General features: G+C 67.0%; 17 protein-coding genes. 2 read left to right on the forward strand and 15 right to left on the reverse strand.

The genetic code is table 11. The features are described from left to right. Nucleotides 1-83: 83 nt before the first annotated feature. The 7 genes from ftsA to ACSQ3P_RS29790 all read right to left on the reverse strand — a co-directional run bounded on the left by ftsA (nucleotide 84) and on the right by ACSQ3P_RS29790 (nucleotide 7,987). Nucleotides 84-1,409, reverse strand: coding sequence for a cell division protein FtsA (gene ftsA, locus ACSQ3P_RS29760; RefSeq protein WP_069692498.1), 1,326 nt, complete (start codon nucleotides 1,407-1,409; stop codon nucleotides 84-86). Next, nucleotides 1,406-2,329 (reverse strand): cell division protein FtsQ/DivIB, encoded by a 924-nt coding sequence (locus tag ACSQ3P_RS29765; RefSeq protein WP_436169039.1) that lies wholly within the window; start codon nucleotides 2,327-2,329, stop codon nucleotides 1,406-1,408. The genes ftsA and ACSQ3P_RS29765 overlap by 4 nt, the downstream gene beginning before the upstream one ends. A gap of 8 nt (nucleotides 2,330-2,337) precedes the next feature. Beyond that, nucleotides 2,338-3,252 (reverse strand): D-alanine--D-alanine ligase, encoded by a 915-nt coding sequence (locus ACSQ3P_RS29770; protein WP_436169040.1) that lies wholly within the window; start codon nucleotides 3,250-3,252, stop codon nucleotides 2,338-2,340. 94 nt (nucleotides 3,253-3,346) lie between these two features. Beyond that, nucleotides 3,347-4,273, reverse strand: coding sequence for a UDP-N-acetylmuramate dehydrogenase (gene murB / locus ACSQ3P_RS29775; RefSeq protein ID WP_436169041.1), 927 nt, complete (start codon nucleotides 4,271-4,273; stop codon nucleotides 3,347-3,349). Nucleotides 4,274-4,312: 39 nt separating this feature from the next. After that, nucleotides 4,313-5,716 (reverse strand): UDP-N-acetylmuramate--L-alanine ligase, encoded by a 1,404-nt coding sequence (murC, locus tag ACSQ3P_RS29780; RefSeq protein WP_436169042.1) that lies wholly within the window; start codon nucleotides 5,714-5,716, stop codon nucleotides 4,313-4,315. Between the two features lie 37 nt (nucleotides 5,717-5,753). Then, nucleotides 5,754-6,836 carry an undecaprenyldiphospho-muramoylpentapeptide beta-N-acetylglucosaminyltransferase gene (gene murG, locus ACSQ3P_RS29785; RefSeq protein ID WP_436169043.1) on the reverse strand — a complete coding sequence of 361 codons (1,083 nt, stop codon included), beginning with the start codon at nucleotides 6,834-6,836 and terminating at the stop codon, nucleotides 5,754-5,756. A gap of 17 nt (nucleotides 6,837-6,853) precedes the next feature. Beyond that, nucleotides 6,854-7,987, reverse strand: coding sequence for an FtsW/RodA/SpoVE family cell cycle protein (locus ACSQ3P_RS29790; RefSeq protein WP_436169044.1), 1,134 nt, complete (start codon nucleotides 7,985-7,987; stop codon nucleotides 6,854-6,856). 127 nt (nucleotides 7,988-8,114) lie between these two features. Here ACSQ3P_RS29790 and ACSQ3P_RS29795 point away from each other — a divergent pair, with 127 nt between their 5' ends. Further along, nucleotides 8,115-8,612 carry a GNAT family N-acetyltransferase gene (locus ACSQ3P_RS29795; protein WP_436169045.1) on the forward strand — a complete coding sequence of 166 codons (498 nt, stop codon included), beginning with the start codon at nucleotides 8,115-8,117 and terminating at the stop codon, nucleotides 8,610-8,612. Nucleotides 8,613-8,695: 83 nt separating this feature from the next. Next, nucleotides 8,696-9,823, forward strand: a complete 1,128-nt coding sequence (locus ACSQ3P_RS29800) for a diguanylate cyclase domain-containing protein (RefSeq protein WP_436169046.1) — start codon at nucleotides 8,696-8,698, stop codon at nucleotides 9,821-9,823. Between the two features lie 25 nt (nucleotides 9,824-9,848). On the opposite strand, the gene murD is transcribed toward ACSQ3P_RS29800, so the two are convergent. The 8 genes from murD to ACSQ3P_RS29840 are packed head-to-tail and all read right to left on the reverse strand — an operon-like array spanning nucleotide 9,849 to nucleotide 18,970. Next, nucleotides 9,849-11,279, reverse strand: a complete 1,431-nt coding sequence (murD, locus tag ACSQ3P_RS29805; RefSeq protein ID WP_436169047.1) for a UDP-N-acetylmuramoyl-L-alanine--D-glutamate ligase — start codon at nucleotides 11,277-11,279, stop codon at nucleotides 9,849-9,851. Between the two features lie 2 nt (nucleotides 11,280-11,281). Further along, nucleotides 11,282-12,364 (reverse strand): phospho-N-acetylmuramoyl-pentapeptide-transferase, encoded by a 1,083-nt coding sequence (gene mraY, locus ACSQ3P_RS29810; protein WP_436169048.1) that lies wholly within the window; start codon nucleotides 12,362-12,364, stop codon nucleotides 11,282-11,284. A 19-nt stretch (nucleotides 12,365-12,383) separates the two neighbouring features. Next, a complete protein-coding gene (locus ACSQ3P_RS29815) occupies nucleotides 12,384-13,808 on the reverse strand; it encodes a UDP-N-acetylmuramoylalanyl-D-glutamyl-2,6-diaminopimelate--D-alanyl-D-alanine ligase (RefSeq protein ID WP_436169049.1) in 1,425 nt (474 codons plus the stop codon). After that, a complete protein-coding gene (locus ACSQ3P_RS29820) occupies nucleotides 13,805-15,262 on the reverse strand; it encodes a UDP-N-acetylmuramoyl-L-alanyl-D-glutamate--2,6-diaminopimelate ligase (RefSeq protein WP_436169050.1) in 1,458 nt (485 codons plus the stop codon). The genes ACSQ3P_RS29815 and ACSQ3P_RS29820 overlap by 4 nt, the downstream gene beginning before the upstream one ends. 42 nt (nucleotides 15,263-15,304) lie before the next feature. After that, nucleotides 15,305-17,065 (reverse strand): peptidoglycan D,D-transpeptidase FtsI family protein, encoded by a 1,761-nt coding sequence (locus ACSQ3P_RS29825; protein ID WP_436169051.1) that lies wholly within the window; start codon nucleotides 17,063-17,065, stop codon nucleotides 15,305-15,307. After that, nucleotides 17,062-17,448 carry a cell division protein FtsL gene (ftsL, locus tag ACSQ3P_RS29830; RefSeq protein WP_069692514.1) on the reverse strand — a complete coding sequence of 129 codons (387 nt, stop codon included), beginning with the start codon at nucleotides 17,446-17,448 and terminating at the stop codon, nucleotides 17,062-17,064. The genes ACSQ3P_RS29825 and ftsL overlap by 4 nt, the downstream gene beginning before the upstream one ends. Nucleotides 17,449-17,450: 2 nt before the next feature. Continuing rightward, nucleotides 17,451-18,491: a 16S rRNA (cytosine(1402)-N(4))-methyltransferase RsmH gene (gene rsmH, locus ACSQ3P_RS29835; protein WP_436169052.1), complete on the reverse strand. Its 1,041-nt coding sequence runs from the start codon at nucleotides 18,489-18,491 to the stop codon at nucleotides 17,451-17,453. After that, nucleotides 18,488-18,970, reverse strand: coding sequence for a division/cell wall cluster transcriptional repressor MraZ (locus ACSQ3P_RS29840; RefSeq protein ID WP_436169053.1), 483 nt, complete (start codon nucleotides 18,968-18,970; stop codon nucleotides 18,488-18,490). Before ACSQ3P_RS29840 ends, rsmH begins: the two co-directional genes overlap by 4 nt. Nucleotides 18,971-19,038 lie beyond the last annotated feature (68 nt).

The following is a 19,038-nucleotide window of genomic DNA, read 5'->3' on the forward strand; positions in this document are numbered from 1 at the left end:
TCCGGCGCCTGGCGGGAGCCGTCCCGATTGCTACGATTGACACTTGGCGCCGCCGGAAGAACGCCCCGACGCACCGTTACCCCTTAGAAACTTTCCTTCAGCCACCGGCCGACGCGGGAGAAATACCCGTCCGTTCCCGTGGCGAAATAAGCCGAGCTGGCACGCGGCTCGAAATGCTCGACATGCGCCACCTGCGGATAGACCAGGAGCCCGACAGCCGCCGCGAAGGCCGGCCCCTTGCCCGCTTCCGGCAAGCCCTTGATGCCGAGCGGCCGGCCGGTGCGGACCTGGCCACCGAGGATGCGGCGCGCCGCCTCCGGCAGGCCGGTGAGCTGGCAGGCGCCGCCGGTCAGCACGACGCGACGTCCCGCCTGGGCGGAGAAGCCGGCATTGCTGAGCCTGTCGCGCACCAGTTCGAGGATCTCCTCGACGCGCGGCTTGATGATCCGCACCAGATGCGACTTCGCGAGGTGGTTGGGCATGTCGCGCTCGTCGTCATCGACCTGCGGCACGGAGATCATGTCGCGTTCGTCCGAGGCGCTTGAGATCGCCGAGCCGTGCAGCGTCTTCAGGCGCTCGGCTGCCGAGACGCGGGTGGAGAGCCCGCGCGCCACGTCCATGGTGATGTGGTTGCCGCCGACCGCGATCGCGTCGGCATGCATCAGATGGCCGCCGGAGAAGACCCCGAGGCTCGTCGTGCCGCCGCCCATATCGACCACGACAACGCCCATCTCGGCCTCGTCATCGACCAGCACGGAGAGGCCAGATGCGTAAGGTGTCGCGACGACCGCCTCGACCTCGAGATGGCAACGCTCGACCGCGAGCATGACATTGCGCGCGGCTGAGGCTTCGCTGGCGACGACATGCATGTCGACCGAGAGCTTGCCGCCGATCAGGCCGCGCGGATCGAGCACGCCGGGCGAGCCGTCGAGCGCATAGCCGGTGGGGAGCGCATGCAGCACGGCCTTGCCGGGCTTGAGTGCATGCATCGCGGCCGCGGCCAGCACGCGCTTGACGTCGCTGTCGCCGACGGCGCCGGCGCGCAGATCGACGCCCGCGGCATAATGCTGGGAGCCGAGCCGGCCGCCGGTCAGGTTGACGATGACCGATTGGACCTCGACCTTGGCCATGCGCTCGGCCGCGTCGACCGCTGCGCGGATCGCCCGCTCGGCGCTTTCGAGATCGATGATCGCCCCGCCCTTGAGGCCGAGCGAACGCTGATGGCCGATGCCGATGATGCGCGCGACATGGGTGCGACCGCGCAGCCGTTCATTGGCCTCGGCCGGGTTCAGTTCGGCGATCAGGCAAACGACCTTGCTGGTGCCGATGTCCAGAATCGACAAGGTCGCGCTCTTGCGCGACGACAAGGGCCGCATCCGCGGCGTCAGGCCCTGGGAGGTCAGATTCATGCTTCGCCTCCCTTCTTCTTGGTCTTGCTCTTGAGCTGTTCGGCGCGGGCGCTGGCCGCCTCTTCCGACAATCGCATCACCACCCGGTCGGGCTGGCGCAGGTCGATCGCGAGCAGATCCTTGTCGAGCACGCGGAAATCGCTTTCGAGCCCGGCGAGCCGCTTCACCGCGACGCCAGGCTGAATCTCGGGCAGGCGCACATCCATTCCGTTGTCGAGCTTGAGCGTCCAGCGGCGTCCGGAGACGAGCGTCGCCGCCCGGATATGCGCCGCCAGCGGCCCGGCCTCGCCACGCAGCGCGATGTATTCGGCCGCGCGCAGATTGGCGCCGGGCCCGACGACGAGCGGCAGATGCGCGAAGCGTCCGTCATCCATCTTGTCGATCACCGTCCCGTCGGCGGCGATCACGAACAGGTCGCCTTTGACCTGCCAGAGCGCGTAGGGCTCGCGCTCGACCAGCGTGATCGAGATCTCGCCCGGATAGAGCTTGCGGACCGTCGCTTCGCGAATCAGCGGCGTCGCCTCCAGGAGCTTGCGGGCCTGGTCGGCATCGAAGAAGGCGAGCGAGATCTTCGGATCGATCCCGGCGGCGACCAGGACCTCGACCTCGGACAGCTCCGTGAGGCCCGAGATCGTGACGCGGTCGATGCCGAGCCCGACCAGCCGGGCCAGCATGTGGTGCGGCTCGCCATAAGCCCGGCGCAATGCTTCGACATGGCCGCCCAGAACGCTGCCCGCACCGATGCTCAGGCTCAGGAAACCAAGCGCGAGCCAGGTGCCGATGCGGCGCGGCAGGCGCTGCGCCAGAGGCACCGCGACCGCGCTGCGCCGCGAGCGGCGCAGCCAGCGCCCAGACCGCTCTCCGACGAGGAGTTGCGGCCCGGCGGCAGGGACCGGCAAGCGGGAGGTGGCTGTCGCCATCACCGCATTCACCGATCGAGGGAGGCGTCCTCCACCATCCATTTGACGAGTTCACCGAAGTTCATGCCCGCATGGGCGGCCAATTCGGGCACCAAGCTCGTTTCGGTCATGCCGGGCTGCGTGTTGACTTCCAGCCAGACGAGAGTGTCGGTCTCGTCGTCATAGCGGAAGTCAGACCTGCTAACGCCCCGGCACCCGATTGCTTGATGCGCCGTTAACGCACACTCTTCGATCTGCTGGTAAATTTTTGGTAAAATTTGAGCCGGGCAGATGTGGATCGAACCACCTTTCGTGTATTTCGCATCGTAGTCGTAGAACTCCCCGGTCGAGGCCCGGATCTCGGTCACGCCCAGCGACTTGCCTCCCATGACGGCGCAGGTCAGCTCGCGCCCCGTGATGAAGCTTTCAGCCAACAGCGTATCGCCGCAGGGCCAGTCCTCGCGGGCGATTTCCTGCGGCGGGTGCGCGCGGCCCTTCTTGACGATCACGACGCCGACGGAGGAGCCCTCATTGATCGGCTTGAGCACGTAAGGCGGCTGCAGAACGTGTTTTTTCGCCGCATCGAAGCGGGAAACCACGATTCCATGCGCCACCGGCACGCCGGCCGCCGCGGCGACGAGCTTCGCCTTATCCTTGCGAATCGCGAGCGCCGAGGCGAGCACGCCCGAATGTGTGTAGGGAATGCGCAGAATCTCGAGCACGCCCTGAATCAGGCCATCCTCGCCGAAACGGCCATGCAGCGCGTTGAAGGCGACATCGGGGCGCAGATCGGCGAGCACCTGGGCGATGTCCGGCTTTACATCGATGCGCGTGACGCGGAAGCCGCCGCTCTCCAGCGCCTTGGCGCAGGCCGTGCCGCTGCTGAGGCTGACCTCCCGCTCGACGGACCATCCGCCCATCAGCACTGCGACGTGTTTGGTCATCGGGGTCATGGCTCCCTGTTACGGCGAACCTCGACCCATCATGGTTAATGCAGCGTTAAGAGATGGCGCGGTTCCCCCGCGACAACAGCGAGTTCTAGCCCGCCACGCCGAGCCGCTTGATCTCCCACTGCAGCTCGAAGCCGGAATTCTGCTTCACCCGGCGCCGGACCTCTTCACCCAGCCCCTCGATGTCGGCCGCCGTGGCGCCGCCGGTGTTGATCAGGAAGTTGCAGTGCATCTCGGACACCTGCGCCCCGCCGATGCGCAGGCCACGGCAGCCGGCCGCGTCGATCAATTGCCAGGCCTTGCCGCCTTGCGGGTTCTTGAAGGTCGAGCCGCCGGTACGCTCCTTGATCGGCTGGGCTGCCTCGCGCGCCGCCGTAACCCGGTCCATCTCGGCGAAGATGGCCGCCTGATCGCCCGGCCGGCCCTGGAACAGCGCCGAAGTGAAGATGATCTCATGGGTCTCTGCCGCGCTGTTGCGGTAGGTGAAGCCCATATCGGCATGGCTCAGCGTGACCATCTCGCCTTTACGGGTGACGCCGCGCGCCTCGACCAGCACATCGGTCGTCTCGCCGCCATGGGCGCCGGCATTCATGCGCAGCGCCCCGCCGATGCAGCCGGGAATGCCGCGATAGAAGGCAAGCCCGTCGAGTGAGGCGTCGGCCGCCGCACGCGCGACCTTGACGTCGGGCACGGCGGTGCCGGCGCGCAGGCGGTCGCCCGCCTCCAGCGAAATCTCGCCGAAGGCCTTGCCGCCGAGCCGGATCACGACGCCGGGAATGCCGCCATCGCGCACGATCAGATTCGAGCCGAGCCCAACCACGGTGACGGGGATCTCGGCCGGCAGGCTCGCCAGCAGATGAGCCAGATCCTCCTCATCCGCCGGCGTGAACAGCATCTGCGCCGGCCCGCCGACGCGGAACCAGGTCAGGCCGGACATGTCGTGATTGGGCAGAAGCCGGCCGCGCAATTGCGGCGCAGCGCTGCGGAGATCGGGCGTGATGTCGGGGAAGGTCATAAGGGTCGCTTTAGCGGTTCTCCCCCGAAGGGGGAAGGATCAACCCAGCGCCGCCAGCTCTCCCGGCAGCGCATAGGCCCATTGCGTGATGTTGCCGGCGCCCAGGAGCACGACATAGTCGCCCGGCCCAGCGAACTCGGCCACCATGCCGGCCAGCTTGTCGGGGCCTTCAAGCGCCAGCGTATGACGATGCCCGCGCGCCTTGATGCCTGAGACCAGCGAATCGCGGTCGGCCCCGGCGATCGGCGTCTCGCCGGCCGCATAGGTTTCGGCCACGATCACCGTATCGGCGTCGTTGAAGCAGGCGGCGAAATCGTCGAACAGGCTGGAGAGCCGGGTGTAGCGATGCGGCTGCACGACGGCGATCACCTTGCTCTTGGTCGAGGCACGCGCTGCCTTGAGCACGGCGGCGATCTCGACCGGGTGGTGGCCGTAATCATCGAAGATCAGCGCGCCATTCCATTCGCCGGTCTTGGTGAAGCGCCGCTTGACCCCGCCAAAGCCGGCGAGAGCCGCACGGATGCTCTCGACCGGGATGCCGAGATCATAGGCGACCGCGATCGCAGCCGTGGCGTTGAGCGCGTTGTGGTGGCCCGGCATCGGCATGATCAGGTCACGCACGACCTCGTCGCGGCCGCGCTTGCGGTCGCGGATCAGGAGCGTGAACTTGGCCTGGCCGCCGGAGAGGTCGATGTCGATCAGGCGGAAATCGGCCTGCGGATTCTCGCCATAGGTGACGACGCGGCGATCCTCGATCTGCCCGACCAACCCCTGCACGGTCGGATGATCGATGCACATCACCGCAAAGCCATAGAAGGGCAGGTTCTCGACGAAGCTGCGGAAGGCCGCCTTGATCGCGTCGAACGTGCCGAAATGGTCGAGATGCTCGGGGTCGATATTGGTGATGATCGCGACATCGGCCGGCAGCTTCAGGAAGGTGCCGTCCGACTCGTCGGCCTCGACCACCATCCAGTCGCTCTCGCCCATGCGGGCATTGGTGCCATAGGCGTTGATGATGCCGCCATTGATCACGGTCGGGTCGAGCCCACCCTTTTCCAGCAACGTCGCGACAAGCGAGGTGGTGGTCGTCTTGCCATGCGTGCCGGCGATGGCGATGCAGCTCTTCAGACGCATCAGCTCGGCCAGCATTTCGGCACGGCGCACCACCGGCAGGCGCTGCTCGCGCGCGGCGATGAGTTCGGGATTGTCGCGCTTGATCGCGGTCGAGACCACGACGACCTCGGCCTCGCCGAGATTCTCGGCCTTGTGGCCAACGAAGGTCTTGATGCCCTTGTCGGCGAGGCGCTTGACGTTGGCGCCGTCGGCGGCGTCCGAGCCCTGCACCTTGTAGCCGAGATTGTGCAGCACCTCGGCGATGCCGGACATGCCGATGCCGCCGATGCCGACGAAATGGATGGAGCCGAGCTTTGGCGGCAGCTTCATCGGGAAACTCCTGTGGAGACTAGAGGCTGTACAGCCTCTAGGACGCAGCGACGTCGATGACGAGGCGGGCGAGTCGTTCGGCCGCATCGGGAATGCCGGCGCTCTTGGCGTTGCCCGCCATCGCCGTCAAGCGGTTGGGGTCGGCAAGCAGGCCGGAGAGTTCGCTCGCCAGCCGTCTCGGAGTGAATTCGGACTGCAGGATACGGATCGCGCCGCCGGCGCGTTCCAGCACTGCGGCGTTGGCTGCCTGGTCCTGGTCGAGCGCGCCCGGCAGCGGCACGAGAATCCCCGGCCGGCCGATCACGGTCAGCTCGGCCACGGTCGAGGCACCGGCGCGCCCGATGACGAGATGCGCCTTGGCCATCCGCGCCGGCAGGTCCGTGAAGAAGGGCGCGATCTCGGCCTTGACCCCGGCGCTGGCATAGATGCGGCGCACCCGCTCGTCATCCTCCGGCCGGGCCTGCTGCATCACGGTCAGGCGCGCGCGCTCGGCGTCGGTCAGCAGTTGGACCGCCGGCGGCACGATATCGGCCATGATCCGTGCACCCTGGCTGCCGCCGAAGACAAGCAGATTGAGCATGCCGTCGCCGGGAGCAGCATAGGGCGAGGCCGCCTCGATCACGGCGGGGCGAACCGGGTTGCCGACCTGGCGGCATTTCGCCTTGGCCGAGGCCGACAGCCCGCCGACTTCGGCGAAGCCCGTCGCGATGATGTCGGCTCGACCCGCCAGGAAGCGGTTGGCACGGCCGATCACGGCGTTCTGCTCGTGGATCAGCGTCCGCGCGCCCGCAAGCGAGGCGCCGAGCACCGGAGGGACTGTCGGATAGCCGCCGAATCCGACGACGATCGCGGGCTTGAGCTCCTTGACGATCCTCCGCGCCGCGAACACACCCTTCGCCAGCGTCAATAGCGCGCCTGCCATCTTCAGGGGTGAGCGGCCCGACGGCGTCGCCGCCTGGACGGCATGCACCGCCTCGGCCGGAAAATTGCCGGCATATTCGGCGGCGCGCGTATCGGTCATCAGCACGACGCGCGCTCCCTGCGCATGCAGCGCATGGCTCAGCGCCTCGGCCGGAAAGAGATGGCCGCCGGTGCCACCGGCGGCCAGAACGACGAGCATGTCCCTTGCCATCGTGGTCAGCGCCTGAATGCGCCGAGATCGACGGCGCGCGGGCGTTTGCGCGTCAAGGCCAGCAGGAAGCCGGTGCCGATCGCGAGCGAGATCAGTGACGAGCCGCCATAGGAGATGAAGGGCAGCGTCATGCCCTTGGCCGGCATCATGTGCAGATTGACCATCATGTTGATCGCGGCCTGGATGCCGAAGAGCAGCGAGAGGCCCGTCGTCGCCAGGCGCACGAAGGGATCCTCGGCCTTCTGCGCCACGAACAGCGCGCGCAGCACGATCAAGGCGAACAGCATGACCAGCGCGATGCAGACGATGATACCGAACTCCTCCGCCGTGACGGCGAAGATGAAGTCGGTATGCGCGTCGGGCAGGATGCGCTTCACGGTGCCCTCGCCCGGCCCTTTGCCGAGCCAGCCGCCCTGCGCGAAGCTCTCCAGCGCAGTGTCGACCTGGAAGGTGTCGCCCGAACCCTTGTCCATGAAGCGCTCGATGCGGGCGCGGACATGCGGCACGAGCTGATAGGCGACCAGGATGCCGAAGGCGCCGGCCCCGCCGAGCCCCAGTACCCAGAACCAGTGCAGGCCGGCGACGAAGAACAGCCCGGCCCAGACCAGCGTGATCAGCATGGTCTGGCCGAAATCGGGTTGCAGCACGAGCGGCACGATCGTCAATGGCAGCAGCAGGAAGGCCATGATCGTGCCCGGCAGGTCGGGCCGGCGCGTGCCTTCGGCGAAGGCCCAGGCCGCGAGCACGACGAAGGCTGGCTTGAGGAATTCGGAGGGCTGCACCGAGCCCAACGGCCCCATGGTCAGCCAGCGCCGCGCGCCTTTGACCTCGACACCGAGATAGAGCGTCGCCACCACCATGGCGAGCGAGACCACGAAGAGCAGCAAGGCCGAACGCCGGACCTGGCGCGGCGTCATGAACGAGACGGCGACGACGACGGTCAGCGCGACCAGCAGATAGACCGCCTGGCGGTTGACGAAATGGAAGGTCGAGAGCCCGAGCCGCTCCGAGACCGGCGGCCCACCCGCCATCAGCAGGACGACGCCCGACACCATCAGCGCCACGAGAGCGCTGAGGATGAGGCGGTCGATCGACCACCACCAGCGGCCACTGAGACTGGGTTCCGCGCGAGAGACCATGCTTGGCTCCAAGATCGAGCACGGCGCAGAGATGCGCCTCGTTTCCGAATCACTCTGTCAATGAATGGTTAAGCGTTTGATTCCGAGGGCAGCGCTGACGCACACAGGAACCACCAAGGAGCCCCCTATGCAGCTTGAGCAAGAACACCCCGAAGACGCGTTGGCGATCCATCGTCTGACGGATGAAGCCTTCAAGAACATGCCCTTCAGCCAGCAGACCGAGGCCAGGATCGTCGACGCCTTGCGGGCGGCAGGGGCACTGACACTTTCGATCGTCGCGCGTCAGAATGGCGAGATCGTCGGCCATGTCGCCTTTTCGCCTGTCAGGATCAACGGCGAACCAGGTAACTGGTATGGGCTGGGACCTGTCTCCGTGCGGCCCGCCCGGCAACGCCAGGGCATCGGCCAGGCTTTGATTCACGATGGTCTCGGCAGACTCAAGACAATAAAGGCGGCCGGCTGCATCCTGCTCGGCAGCCCCGCTTACTACTCACGCTTCGGCTTCGCGAGCGATCCCGACCTCCATTACGGCAATGTCCCACCCGGCTATCTCCAGTTCCTGACCTTCCAGGGACCAGCTCCGAAAGGCGAAGTCACCTTTCACCCCGGCTTCGATGTTTCGTAGAGCCGGACACCGGCAGAATTCGAGTTCCGCGAGACAACTTCAGTTAAGCCCTCCATGCTATCTGCACGCACGGAGATAGGTTCATGACGACAGCGCCCGCCCGAGCCCCGGACAATGTCCTGCCCGAGCTCGTCGACATCATGTTCACGTCCTTGGCCTCCGTCGTCACCGTCGGCATCGCTCTGGCCGCGGCGACGTGGATGAGTTCGGCCCTGTACGAGGATCAGATCGTCGCGGCGGCCAGCATCGCGGCCGTGATCGTCACGACCGGGCGCGTTCTGATCACGGCAGCCTATCGGCGGGCCAGGCCCAGCATCCAAAGCGCCGAACAGGCCCGACGCTGGGAGCGCCGCTATGCCATCGGCGGTTTCGCGTTTTGCGCGCTGCTGGGCGGTATCGCGGCTTATGTCTTCCTGAGCGACGATGCCTCAGCGCAATTGCTGATCGCGACCGTGCTGGTCGCCTATCCCTGCGGGATGATCATTCGCGTCGCGGTTAGACCGATGATCGCCCGTATCCAGCTTGTCCTGACGCTGGCCCTGCCGATCGTCGCATGCCTGGTCAATGGCAACCCCGAGCATCTCCTGATGGCGGTCATGCTGATCGCTTATCTGATCATCGGTTTCGAGATGATCGCGCACCTGCACATGACCATCCTCGACCGGATCGTCGCCCATCGCGAATTGGCGCGCAAAGCCCTGCATGACGACCTGACCATGCTGCCCAACCGCGCCCTTTTCCACCAGCGCCTCCAGGAGGAGTGCGACCGGATCCGGCGCTATGGCCAAAGCTTCGCCGTGCTCTATCTCGACCTCGATCACTTCAAGGCGGTCAACGATACGCTGGGGCATGCCGCCGGCGACGAGCTCCTGCGCCAGGTCGCCCTGCGACTGAAGGCAGCGGCTCGGTCGTCGGATATCGTCGCGCGATTGAGCGGAGACGAGTTCGCGCTGATTCAGACGCCGCTCACGGAGCAGGCCGAGGCCCGCGCCCTGGCCCAGCGCCTGGTCGAGACCGTGGTCGCGCCGGTCATGATCGGCGGACGCGAAGTCAGGGTCGGAGTGAGCGTCGGCGTCACGATTTGCAAGCCACCGGGCGACGAGCCCGATGCGCTCCTGCAAAAGGCCGATCGCGAACTCTACGCGGCCAAGGAAGCCGGACGCGGACGATACAGCATCTCGCAAGCGGCGACAGAGCCCGTAGCAGTGTGATGCGTGAACGCCCGGCAGTCCCGGGCTAGCCCGCCCCGAACGGCACCAAGCCCGGCAGCGCCTTGACCAGCACCCTGAAGGCATCGCCGCGCACCTCGAAATTCGGGAACTGGTCGAAGGAGGCGCAAGCCGGCGAGAGCAGCACCGCGATCTCGCCTTCGCCGGGCTGGGCCTGCGCGTCGCGGGTCGCGGCCGCGACCGCGACATCGAGCGTGCCGCTGCGCTCATAGCTGACGCGGCCGTCCTGATCGAAGGTCGCCGCAAACAGATCGCTCGCCGCGCCGATGAGATAGGCCTTGGCGATGTTGGGGAAATAGCGCGTCAGGCTCTCGATGCCGCCCTCCTTTGCCTTGCCGCCCAAAATCCAGAAGATGTCGCGGAAGGAGGTCAGCGCCTTTTCGGTGGAATCGGCGTTGGTCGCCTTGGAATCATTGATGAAGACGACACGGCCGACCCGGCCGATCTCTTCCATGCGGTGGGCCAGGCCCGGATAGCTCTTGAAGCCCGCCGCGATTTCCTCAGCGCTCAGCCCCAGCGCGAAGCAGGCGGCGAAAGCCGCCGCCGCGTTCTGGGCGTTGTGGGAGCCGCGCAAGCTGCCGATGCCGGCGAGATTCGCCACGACCTTGGGCTTGCCATCCCTGACCTGGACGATGCGGGTATCGAGCTTGCCGGCGTTGGCCGTGATGCCGGCGAAGACGCCCTCGTCCAGCGGCTGCTCGCCGCTGATCTTGACCAGCGGCCGGCCTGAGGCCGCCCGCCGCCGTGCCATCTGCTTGGACGGCTCGTCATCGACGCCGATCACGGCGATGTCGGACTGGGCGACGAGGCGCTCCTTGATCGCGCCGTAGTGTTCGAAAGTGCCGTGCCGGTCGAGATGGTCCGGCGTCAGGTTCATCTGGATGCCGACGGTCGGCGCCAGCGAAGGCGCGAGGTCGATCTGGTAGCTCGAACATTCGATGACATGGATGCGGTTTTGCGCCGGCGGCTCCAGCGCCAGCACGGCCGTGCCGATATTGCCGCCCATCTGCACGTCGCGGCCGGCCTGGCGCAGCACATGCGCGATCAGCGCCGTCGTCGTCGACTTGCCATTGGTGCCGGTGATGCAGACGACCGGCGCGGCAGGTGCGATCGCCCCCCGCTCGCGGAAGAACAATTCGACATCGCCGATGATCTCGACCCCGGCGGCCCTGGCCTTCTCCACCGTCCAATGCGGCTGCGGATGGGTCAGCGGCACGCCCGGCGACAGGATGAATGCGGCGAAGCCCGCCCAGTCCGTCGAGGCGAGATCGACAATCGCAATACCCTCGACTGAGGCCTTGTCACGGCTCGCCTGATTGTCGTCCCAGGCCGCGACCTCCGCTCCGCCCGCCTTCAGGGCGCGCGCCGTCGCCAGCCCCGAGCCGCCGAGCCCGAACAGTGCCAGGCGCTTGCCTTTGAAAACAGTGACGGGCGTCATGATCAGCGCAGCTTGAGCGTGGAGAGACCGACCAGCGCCAGCACCACCGAGATGATCCAGAAGCGGATCACCACTTGCGGCTCGGTCCAGCCCAGCTTCTCGAAATGATGGTGGATCGGCGCCATCAGGAAGACGCGCTTGCCGGTACGCTTGAACACCGCGACCTGGATGATGACCGAGAGCGCCTCGATCACGAACAGGCCACCGACGATGGCGAGCACGATCTCATGCTTGGTCGCGACGGCGATCACGCCGAGCATGCCGCCAAGACCGAGCGAACCAGTGTCGCCCATGAAGATTTGCGCCGGCGGAGCGTTGAACCAGAGGAAGCCCAGCCCCGCCCCGATCATCGCACCGCAGATCACCGAGAGCTCGCCCGAGCCCGGCACATGGTGGATCTGCAGGTAGTTGGCGAAGATCGCGTTGCCGGTGAGATAGGCGATGAAACCGAAGGTCGCCGCCGCGATCATCACCGGCACGATGGCGAGCCCGTCGAGCCCGTCGGTCAGATTGACCGCGTTGCCGGCGCCGACCACGACGAAGGCCGTGACCAGCGGGAAGAACAGGCCGAGCGGAATGACCAGTTCCTTGAGGAAGGGCATGGCGAAGCCCGACGAGATGCCGGCAGGGCCGAGCTGCATGATGACGCTGCAGGCGACGAGCGCGATCGCGACCTCCAGCAGGAGCCTCGCCTTACCGGAAAAGCCCTTATGCGACTGCTTCGTCACCTTCAGGTAGTCGTCGTAGAAACCGATCGCGGCATAGCTCGCCGCCACCCCGAGCACGACCCAGACATAGGCGTTGCGCAGATTGCCCCAGAGCAGCGTCGCCGCGAACAGCCCGGCCAGGATCATCAAGCCGCCCATGGTCGGCGTGCCGCGCTTGGCGAGATGGGATTCCGGCCCGTCAGTGCGGATCGGCTGGCCCTTGCCCTGCTTGATGCGCAGCCAGGAGATCGCGGCCGGACCGAAGAAGAAGACGAAGAGCAACGCAGTCGCGGTCGCCCCACCGACGCGGAAGGTGATGTAGCGGAACACGTTCAGGATCGGGAACGTGCCGGAGAAATCGGCGAGCCAGACGAGCATCGGTTTTCAGTCTCTTGTTCTATTCATCGGCCTGCAGGGTCGGAAAACGCGCCACGATCGCCTTCACGATCGGCCCCATGCGCGAACCCAGCGACCCCTTGACCGTGACGACGTCGCCGGCCCTGATCGCATCCAGTACGAGCGGCTCAAGCCCGCTCGACTGGGCGGCATAAGCACCCCTGAGAGTGGATGGCAAGCTGTCGTAGAGCCCGCGCATCAATGGGCCACAGGCGAAAACCTTGTCGACGCCGTTGCCGAGGACGACCTCGGCCAGGCCCTTGTGGAGGTCGGGCCCGCTCGGCCCGAGCTCCAGCATGTCGCCCAGCACGGCAACGCGCCGGCCGCGCCCGGAGACCGGCATGCGGCCGAGATTCTCGATCGCCGCCCGCATCGAGGCAGGGTTGCCGTTATAGCTCTCGTCGATCAGCGCGAAGGCCCCGCCCGGCCCTTGCAGGATCTGCCTTGCGCCCCGGCCGGCCGGCGGCTTGAGATCGCCCAGCGCCAGCGCCGCCAAAGCGAGGTCGGCGCCAAGCGCCGTAACGGCAGCGAGAACCGCGAGCGAATTCAGCACGATATGCTTGCCCGGGCTGCCGAGCCGATAGGTGACCGGCTGGCCCATCACGACGGCGTCGACCGTGGAGACATCGGGCTTCAGCGCGCAGGAAACCAGCCTGACATCGGCATCCATGCTCTCGCCGAAGCTGATGATGCACCCGGCAGGGCCGGCCTTGGCGAGACTGCGCAAAAGCTCGGTCTGCGGGATGTCGGCGTTGATGATGGCCGTGCCGCCGGGCTCCAGAGCCCAGAACACCGAGGCTTTTTCCTCGGCGATGCCTTCGAGCGAGGCGAAGGCCGCCAGATGCACCGGCTGGATCGTCGTGATGATCGCGACATGCGGGCGCACGAGCCGGGCCAACGGCAGGATTTCGCCGGGGTTGCTCATGCCGATTTCATAGACCCCATATACCACGTCGCGAGGAGTACGACATAAAGTCAGCGGCACGCCCCAGTGATTGTTGTAGGAGGCGACCGGCGCATGCGTCTTGCCCTGACGCGACAGGACGAGCCGCAGCGCCTCCTTGGTGCCGGTCTTGCCGACGGAGCCCGTCACTGCGACGACCTGAGCCTTGAGTTCGGCCCGGCGCGCCGCGCCGGCCAGCTCCATCGCCCGCAGCACGTCGGGCACCACGGCGTAAGGCCCCTCGCCGCTAAATCGTGCGGCATGCGCCTCGTCGATCACCGCGAGCGCGGCACCTTTCGCGAGCGCCCCGGCGACGAACTCATGGCCGTCGCGCGCCTCCCCCTGGATGGCGAAGAAGGCGTCGCCCGGCTCCAGCGTGCGGGTATCGATCGAAGCCCCGGTCACAGCGGCCGGCGTCGCCCCGGCAAGCCGCGCGCCCATGGCCGCGACCAGGCTGTCTCCGCTCCACAAGGGCGCGCTCATTGATCCATCTCCGCAATCGCCGCCCGCACTACGTCCTGATCCGAGAACGGCAATGTCCGGTCGCCGATGATCTGGCCGGTTTCATGGCCTTTTCCGGCTACGACGAGGACATCGCCTCTTCCCAGCAAGCCGACAGCGTGGCGAATGGCCTTCGCCCTGTCGCCGATCTCGGTCAGCTTGGGCGAGGCCGCCAGGATCTCGGCCCGGATCATTGCGGGATCCTCGGTGCGTGGATTGTCGTCGGTCACGATCGCCAGATCGGCGAGATCGGCCGCGATCTGGCCCATCACCGGCCGCTTGCCGCGATCGCGATCGCCGCCGCAGCCGAAAACGCAGATCAGACGCCCCGCCGCATAGGGTCGCAAGGTCGCAAGCACAGCCTCCAGGGCGTCGGGCTTATGGGCGAAATCGACGACGGCGAGCCCGCCCTTCAGCGAGCCGACGCGTTCGAGCCGTCCCGGCACGCCGACGAGGCCCGACAAGGTGTTGAGCGCAGCCTCCGGCATCTCGCCCGCCGCGACAGCGAGCCCGGCAGCGACCAGTGCGTTGCCGGCCATGAAATCGCCGACCAGCGGCAGCACGACCTCGATCTCCCGGCCATGCGCGCGAACCCGCAGACGCTGCGAAAAGCCCTCCCGCAGCACCTCCAGCAATGTCAGCGTCTCACCGCTACGGCCGACGCCGATGATGGGATGGCCCTTCGCTACAGCGGTGGCGGCGGCCTTGTCGGCAAACGCGCCGTCGCGATTGATCACGACCGGCGCGCCAGCGGGCAGCAGGTCCCAGAGCCGCAGCTTGGCGTCGAGATAGTCCTCGACGGTCGGGTGGTAATCGAGATGGTCGCGGCCGAGATTGAGATAGGCGCCGGCAGCAAGCCGCACCCCGTCGAGCCGACGCTGGTCGAGCCCATGCGAGGAGGCTTCCATCGCCAGATGCGTAATGCCCTCGCCGGCGAGCTTGTCGAGCGAGGCGTGCAGCGACAGCGGATCGGGCGTCGTCAGCGAGCCGTATTTCGAGCCCTTGGAGGTGACGATGCCAACCGTGCCGAGACTCGCCGCCTCATGGCCGAGCACCTGGAAGATCTGGCGTGTGAAGTCGGCGACCGAGGATTTGCCGCTCGTGCCCGTCACCGCAAGGATGGTTGCGGGCTGGCGCGGATGAACAACCGCAGCGGCCAGAGACAGAGCGAGGCGCGGATCCTCGACCTGCGCGAAGGCGACCGCGCCATCGAGATCCTGCGGTCTGGGCTGGCCCGAGACGATGGCGGTCGCACCGCGCGCGACCGCGTCCGCGATGAAGCGCGCGCCGTCTGCCTTGGCCCCGGCCAGTGCCACGAAGACCGCGCCGGGCGCGGCCTTGCGGCTGTCGAAGGCGACACCCGTTACGCTGCGGTCCGTGTCGGAGGGGAAGGCTCCGGGAAAGAGTTGGCCGAGGCTCCAGTTTCGCGCATTCATCGCTCGGTCAAAGCCCTGCCTGCCCACACCAACCCCATCGTATCAACGACTGCCCCAGGCCCCGAGCTTCGCCATCAGCGGGAACGGCGCGATCGGAGGCTCGAAGCGCGGCGCCAGGCCGAGGATCGGTGCAGCGCGCTCGATGACCCTACCGGTGGTGACGCCGGCGTTCCATGCCGCCGTCGAATAGCCGCCGCTTTCGGCGTAGCCCTTGGGTTCGTCATAGATCGCAAGGAAGAGGAAGCGCGGCTTGTCGGAGGGCGCAATCGCCGTGAAGGTGGTGAAGTTGCGGTTCTTCGCATAGCGCCCGTTGATGACCTTTTCGGCCGTGCCGGTCTTGCCGCCGACGAAATAGCCCGCGATATCGGCCTTGCGGGCCGAGCCTTTCTCGCCGTTGAGGCGCATGATGAAGCGCATCGCCTCCGAGGTCTCCGGCTTGATCACGCGCACGCCGGTCTTCCTTGCGTCCTCCTCGGAACGCTTGAGGAAGGTCGGGGTGATGAAGGTGCCGCCATTGACCAGCGCGCCCACCGCAGCCATCGCCTGGATCGGCGCGACCGCGAGCCCGTGACCGAAGGCGATCGTCGCCGTGTTGATCTCGCCCCAGCGGCTCGGAACGATCGGAGCGGCGCTCTCGGGCAGTTCCGTCGTCATCCGGTCGAGCTGCATCATCTTCTTCAGGAAGGCCTTGTGGCCCTCGACGCCGACAGAGAGCGCCATCTTGATCGAACCCATGTTCGACGAATGCACGAACACCTCCGGCACCGTCAGCGTGCGCCCCGTGCCGTGGTATTCCTTGATGACCTGTCGGCCGAAGCGCATCATCCCGCCCGCGGTCGAGTAGCTCGAATTGATGTTGGCCTTGCCTGAATCCAGCGCCATCGCGATGGTCAGCGCCTTGAAGGTCGAGCCCATCTCGTAGACGCCGACATTCATCCGGTTGATCCGGTCCTTCTCGAGCGCATCGACCGGATTGCCCGGGTCGAAATCCGGCAGCGAGACCAACCCCAGCACCTCGCCGGTGTTGACGTCCAGGATGGCGCCGGCGGCAGCGATCGCCTTGAACCGCTCCATGCCCTTGACCAGCTCGTCGCGCAGCAGGTGCTGGACGCGCAGATCGACCGAGAGCGTCACCGGCTTCAGGTCGGAGGCCTGCGTCGCGAGCCCCGCCCCGTACAGATCCTGCAGGCCCTGCGTGTCGATGTATTTCTCGATGCCGGCGATGCCGACATTGTCGATGCTGGCGAAGCCTAGCACATGGGCGGCGGCCGGCCCGTTGGGATAGACGCGCTTGTTCTCGGGCACGAAGCCGACGCCTGGAATGCCGAGCCGGTGGACCTCCGCCTGCTGGCGCGGCGTGATCTCACGCTTGACCCAGACGAAGCCCTTCTTAGTGCCGAGCTTCTCGCGCAGCTCCTTGGCGTCGAGGTCGGGCAGGACGGCGGTCAGGAGCTCCGTCGCCTCGTCCTTGTCGAGGATATTTCGCGGCTCGGCGAAGACCGAGACCGTCCTGATATCGGTCGCCAGCACCACGCCGTTACGATCGAGGATATCGGGCCGCGCGGCGGAGATCGCATTCGCGGTGGCCCGGCGCAGGCCGACCTGCTCGCCCGGCAGCGTCGCCAGCATGACGAGCCGGCCGGTGATGGCGAGGAACAGCGCGGAGAAGGCGAGGATCACCAGGCCGACGCGCGGCTGGCTCTTCTCGCCGCTCATGCGGAAGACGTCGCGCAGGAAGCTGAAGAGCCGGCGCGCCGGCGGCGGCGCCTCGGCGCCAGGCTCAGAGGTCGTCTCAACGCTCATGGCCGGCCTCCGGGTGTGGTTGCACTCGCCTTGCGATCCCTGGGAGTCTCGGTCGGCAGGCCGAGCCCGAGATCCTCAAGCTTGCGGCCGATGGCGTCGACCTTGGGGCCGCGATTGGGAATGTCGGAGGCCCGCACGACCTGCGTCACCGAGAAAGGCTGCAGATCGAGATGGCGATCGGCCAGCGTCTGCAACCGGTCGGGACGGGTGAGGAACTGCCATTCAGCCTTGAGCACGGCGATAGCGTCGCGCTCGCGCTGCGCCTTGCTCTTGATCTTCTGCAATTGCTCGGCCTCCAGAGTGGTGCCGTATTTGATCGTGTAGGCATAGAGCGCCGAGGAGACGAGCGCGCCGATGGCGACGACATGGAGCAGCTTGATCACGCTCAGGGCCTCCGGCGCGGCTGTGGATCGGGCACTTCGGCAAGTGCCACCAGATCGGGTTCGGCGGCACGCGCGGCAGTGGTCAGCCGCTCCGCCGCGCGCAGCTTGGCCGAGCGCGCCCGCGGGTTGAGCCGCATCTCGGCCTCTGTCGGCGCAACCGCCCCCTTCGAGACGAGACTGAAGGTCGGCTCGGCGATGGCGACCACGGGCGCGTGGCGCGAGCCCGCAGGGCTACGGCCCGAACGCGCCGCCATGAACTGCTTGACGATGCGGTCCTCCAGCGAGTGGAAGGTCACCACGACCAGCCGCCCGCCGGGCTTGAGCACGGCTTCGGCGGCGTGCAGCGCCTTGACCAGCTCCCCGAGCTCGTCATTGACCGCAATGCGCAAGGCCTGGAACACCCGCGTCGCGGGATGCGCCCCGCCAGGCTCGGTCCGGACGATGCCGGCGACGAGATCGGCAAGCTGCTTTGTCGTCGTCAGCGGCTCCTTGCGCCGCGCCTCGACAACGGCGCGCGCCACGGCGCGCGAACGCCGCTCCTCGCCATAGTGATAGAAGATGTTGGCGAGCAGCCCTTCCTCGGTCTCGTTGAGGATGTCGGCAGCGCTTTGGCCCTCGCGCCCCATGCGCATGTCGAGCGGCCCGTCGAAGCGAAACGAGAAGCCGCGCTCCGCCTGATCGATCTGCATGGAGGAGACGCCGATATCGAGCACCACGCCGTCGAGCGGCGCCATCTGGAAGCGCCGTGCCTCCTCGGCGAGCTCGCCGAAGCGCGCCTGCGACAAGGTCAGCCGGCCAGCCATCTCGGCGACGAGATCCGCCCCGCCCGCAATTGCCGTCGGGTCGCGGTCGAGCCCCAGAAGGGTCGCGCCGGGCGCAGCTTCGAGCAGAGCGCGGGCATAGCCGCCGGCCCCGAAGGTGCCGTCGAGATAGCGGCCGCCCGGCTGCAGTGCGAGCGCCTGCAGAACCTCGGTCAGCAGCACCGGCACATGGCGGGCGCCCGTATCGACCGCGACCTCGTCGGGCCTGCGACGCCCCCTCATGTCCCCGCCCCCGAAGTAGCTGGAGCAGGCAATGATGCTCCCAAGCTGCGCTTGACGTCGCGCAGGCGCGTCCGCGCCGCCTCCAGATGCGCCTCGAAGCGAGAGGGCTCCCAGAGCTGGAACTTGTGGCCGTGGCCGACGAAGGTCACCGCATCGCCGATGCCGGCATGCGTCTTCAGCGCCTCGCTGAGCATGATGCGTCCCTCCGGATCGACTTTCAGCACCTCCGAGGCGCCGTTCAGCGCCGTCGACAGCAATTCCCATTCGTCCGAGAAGGGCGAGAAGCGCGCCAGGATATCGTCGATCGTCGCCCGCAAGGCGTGACCGCCCGCATCCAGCGCCGGCAGATCCAGCGTGCGGTGGACGTAAAGCCCCTCGTAGCCGTCCTTCGCCAGGACCGATCGGAAACTCGCAGGAATGGACACGCGCCCTTTGGCGTCGAGCCGATTGGTGAAGTTCGAGACGAAGCGGTCTGTCAACGCCGCCTCCCGGCCTGCTCTTCACATGCATGCCCGGCTCGGCAACGGCCGGGATCATGACACCCCGT

The sequence above is a fragment of the Allobosea sp. LjRoot9 genome (genome assembly GCF_964252745.1).
Classification (GTDB): domain Bacteria; phylum Pseudomonadota; class Alphaproteobacteria; order Rhizobiales; family Beijerinckiaceae; genus Allobosea.

Coding starts and splice junctions, on each gene's coding strand:
- ACSQ3P_RS29765 (WP_436169039.1), bottom strand. CDS start 2,329: ATGGCGACAGCCACCTCCCGCTTGCCGGTCCCTGCCGCCGGGCCGCAA.
- mraY (WP_436169048.1), bottom strand. CDS start 12,364: ATGCTCGTCTGGCTCGCCGATTTCTCCGGCACGTTCCCGATCCTGAAC.
- ACSQ3P_RS29800 (WP_436169046.1), top strand. CDS start 8,696: ATGACGACAGCGCCCGCCCGAGCCCCGGACAATGTCCTGCCCGAGCTC.
- ACSQ3P_RS29825 (WP_436169051.1), bottom strand. CDS start 17,065: ATGAGCGTTGAGACGACCTCTGAGCCTGGCGCCGAGGCGCCGCCGCCG.
- ftsA (WP_069692498.1), bottom strand. CDS start 1,409: ATGAATCTGACCTCCCAGGGCCTGACGCCGCGGATGCGGCCCTTGTCG.
- murB (WP_436169041.1), bottom strand. CDS start 4,273: ATGACCTTCCCCGACATCACGCCCGATCTCCGCAGCGCTGCGCCGCAA.
- murG (WP_436169043.1), bottom strand. CDS start 6,836: ATGCTCGTCGTTCTGGCCGCCGGTGGCACCGGCGGCCATCTCTTTCCG.
- ACSQ3P_RS29795 (WP_436169045.1), top strand. CDS start 8,115: ATGCAGCTTGAGCAAGAACACCCCGAAGACGCGTTGGCGATCCATCGT.
- ACSQ3P_RS29820 (WP_436169050.1), bottom strand. CDS start 15,262: ATGAATGCGCGAAACTGGAGCCTCGGCCAACTCTTTCCCGGAGCCTTC.
- rsmH (WP_436169052.1), bottom strand. CDS start 18,491: ATGAGGGGGCGTCGCAGGCCCGACGAGGTCGCGGTCGATACGGGCGCC.
- murD (WP_436169047.1), bottom strand. CDS start 11,279: ATGACGCCCGTCACTGTTTTCAAAGGCAAGCGCCTGGCACTGTTCGGG.
- murC (WP_436169042.1), bottom strand. CDS start 5,716: ATGAAGCTGCCGCCAAAGCTCGGCTCCATCCATTTCGTCGGCATCGGC.
- ACSQ3P_RS29770 (WP_436169040.1), bottom strand. CDS start 3,252: ATGACCAAACACGTCGCAGTGCTGATGGGCGGATGGTCCGTCGAGCGG.
- ACSQ3P_RS29815 (WP_436169049.1), bottom strand. CDS start 13,808: ATGAGCGCGCCCTTGTGGAGCGGAGACAGCCTGGTCGCGGCCATGGGC.
- ACSQ3P_RS29790 (WP_436169044.1), bottom strand. CDS start 7,987: ATGGTCTCTCGCGCGGAACCCAGTCTCAGTGGCCGCTGGTGGTGGTCG.